2 protein-coding genes are annotated in these 3,135 nt (G+C 65.6%); one reads left to right on the top strand and one right to left on the bottom strand.

Annotated features, from left to right (window positions below):
- Positions 1-130 precede the first annotated feature (130 nt).
- Positions 131-1,384: an urea ABC transporter substrate-binding protein gene (urtA, locus tag B3446_RS08055; RefSeq protein ID WP_128827272.1), complete on the bottom strand. Its 1,254-nt coding sequence runs from the start codon at positions 1,382-1,384 to the stop codon at positions 131-133.
- 371 nt (positions 1,385-1,755) lie between these two features.
- On the opposite strand from urtA, the gene atzF reads away from it, so the two are divergent.
- Positions 1,756-3,135 (top strand): allophanate hydrolase (gene atzF, locus B3446_RS08050; RefSeq protein ID WP_291379565.1); only part of this gene is annotated, 1,380 nt, incomplete at its 3' end.

Genomic DNA, 3,135 nt, shown 5'->3' with positions numbered 1-3,135 from the left:
CTGGTCCACGCCGGCGGCGGCCGCGGGCGCGGCCAGCGCCGGCACGGCCATCAGCCATGCCAGGAGGAAACGACGCAAGAAATGTGCGATTGCCGCGATGCGCATGGCTGCCTTTTCCTTGGAGTTGAGACTACAGGCCTTGCTTGCCTTCGTTGCCTGGGATGTACGGGCTCCACGGCTGGGCGCGGATCGGACCCTTGCTCTTCCACACCACGCTGAACTGGCCGTCCGCCTTGATCTCGCCGATGTAGACGGGCTTGTGCAGGTGGTGATTGGTCTTGTCCATCTCGATCGTGTAGCCGTCCGGCGCGTTGAACTTCTGCCCGCCCATCGCGGCGATGACCTTGTCCACGTCGGTGGTCTTGGCCTGTTCAACGGCTTGCTTCCACATGTGGATGCCGATGTAGGTGGCTTCCATCGGATCGTTCGTCACGACCGTGTTGGCGTTGGGCAGGTTCTTGGCCTTGGCGTAGGCCTTCCACTTGGCGATGAACGCGTCGTTGACGGGGTTCTTGACGGATTGGAAGTAGTTCCACGCGGCCAGGTGACCGACCAGCGGCTTGGTGTCCACGCCGCGCAGTTCCTCTTCGCCCACGCTGAACGCCACGACCGGCACGTCGGTGGCCTTCAGGCCGGCGTTGCCCAGTTCCTTATAGAAGGGCACGTTCGAGTCGCCATTGATGGTCGAGATCACGGCGGTCTTGCCGCCCGTGGCGAACTTCTTGATGTTCGCGACGATGGTCTGGTAGTCGGAGTGGCCGAACGGGGTATAGACCTCGTCGATGTCGCTGTCCTTCACGCCCTTGGAATGCAGGAAGGCGCGCAGGATCTTGTTGGTGGTGCGGGGATAGACGTAGTCGGTGCCCAGCAGCACGAAGCGCTTGGCGCCGCCGCCATCTTCGCTCATCAGGTATTCCACGGCGGGAATGGCCTGCTGGTTGGGCGCGGCGCCCGTGTAGAACACGTTCTTCTCCAGCTCTTCGCCTTCGTACTGCACGGGGTAGAACAGCAGACCGTTCAGTTCCTTGAACACCGGCAGCACCGACTTGCGCGACACCGAGGTCCAGCAGCCGAAGACCACCGCCACCTTGTCCTGCGCCAGCAGCTGGCGCGACTTCTCGGCAAACAGCGGCCAGTTCGAGGCGGGGTCCACCACCACGGCTTCCAGCTTCTTGCCCATCACGCCGCCGTTGGCGTTGATCTCGTCGATGGTCATCAGGGCCACGTCCTTGAGCGACGTTTCCGAGATGGCCATGGTGCCCGACAGCGAATGCAGGATGCCGACCTTGATGGTGTCCTCGGCGGCATGGACCTGCGGCATCCATCCGGTCATGGCCAACAGGCTCACGGCGGTCAGTTGCTTAAGGGCTAGTCTGCGTTTCATGGTGACTCCTGGATGGAAGGTGCCGGCCTGGCCGGCGAGAGAACGTTCTGAAAATGCAGTCGCACAGGGACTCAAAAGCAAAACGCGTGCCAAGTTTTGGCAGGCATGCGGCTGCTGTATGAAGCGGGCGGGTTTACGCGAAGGCGCGTGGCGATGGCGGCGCCGCGCGGCGGGGATCAGAACGGTGCCATCTGCACAGAATCGGTGCGTGTTGCGCGCGATGACGGTGCGGCGTGCATGCCGATGCCAGGGCATGCGAAAGCGGCAGGCGCGCGGTCTTGCCGCCCGTCAGAGGGAAAGCGGCGTGCGCGGCCAACATGGCACGCACTTTGCTTGGGAATCCGTACTTGTATACAAGAAAGGATTCCAGCATGAATGCCGCAGCAACGCAGAAGCACCCCGCCGGTTGGACGATCGCGCAATGGCAGGCCGCCTACCGCGACGGTGCGCAGCCTGAAGGCCTGTTGGCCGGCCATGTGGCCGCGCCGGATGACGTCGAAGACAATGCCTGGATCCGGCGCGTGGACCGCGCGCAGCTCGACGAACAGCTCGACGGCCTGCGGCTCTTGCTGGCCGCGGCGGGCGGCGACATCTCGCGCCTGCCGCTGTATGGCGTTCCCTTCGCGATCAAGGACAACATCGATGCGGCCGGCTGGCCCACGACCGCGGCGTGCCCCGAGTTCGCCTACACGCCGCAGGAAGACGCCACCGTCGTGCGCCGTCTGCGCGCGGCCGGCGCCATCCTCATCGGCAAGACGAATCTGGACCAGTTCGCGACCGGCCTAGTGGGCACGCGATCGCCGCATGGCGCCGTGGCCAACACGTTCGATCCCGCCTACGTCAGCGGCGGTTCCAGCTCCGGTTCGGCATCGGTGGTCGCGCGCGGCATCGCGGCGTTTTCGCTGGGCACCGATACCGCGGGCTCCGGCCGCGTGCCGGCCGGCTTCAACAATATCGTCGGGCTTAAACCCACCAAGGGTTGGCTCAGCACCGCAGGCGTGGTGCCGGCGTGCCGCACGTTGGACTGCGTATCGATCTTTGCGCTGACGGTGGACGACGCCGACAAGGTGGCGCAAGTGGCCGGCGGGTACGACGATGCCGATCCGTATTCGCGCCCCATGCCGGTTGGCGCGTCGCTGCCGTGGCCGAAGGCGCCTCGGTTGGCGGTGCCCGCATCGCTGGAATTCTTTGGCGACACGCAGGCCGCCGCCGTGTTCGACGACGCGGTGCGCGCACTGCGTGCCGAGGGCGCCCAGGTCGAGACCATCGACTTCGCGCCGTTCAGCGAACTGGCCGCGCTGCTGTATCAAGGGCCATGGGTCGCCGAACGCTTTGCGGCCGTGGAATCGTTGTGGAAAGAGAACCCCGGCGCCATCAATCCGGTGGTGCGCGGCATTGTCGAACAGGCCGCGAACTACACCGCGCTGGACGCGTTCAAGGCCGAGTACCGGCGCGCTGAACTCACCCGCCAGATCCATCGCGCGCTGGAAGGCTTTGACGCGCTGGTCGTGCCGACCTCGCCGTCCATCTACACCATCGCCCAGCTTGAAGCGGACCCCGTCACGCTCAATTCCCGCTTGGGCGTCTACACCAACTTCGCCAATCTGGCCGATCTGTCCGCGCTGGCGGTGCCGGCCGGCATGCGCGCCGACGGCCTGCCGTCCGGCATCACGCTGATCGGCCTGGCGTGGCAGGACCGCGCGCTCGCGCAGTTCGGCAGGCAATGGCAGGCGCGGCGCGGGCTGCCGTTG

This window comes from Achromobacter sp. UBA5777 (assembly GCF_002418565.1).
Classification (GTDB): domain Bacteria; phylum Pseudomonadota; class Gammaproteobacteria; order Burkholderiales; family Burkholderiaceae_B; genus Achromobacter; species Achromobacter animicus.
The sequence above is the reverse complement of the archived record's forward strand: the minus strand, read 5'-3'. Positions and strand labels throughout refer to the sequence as shown.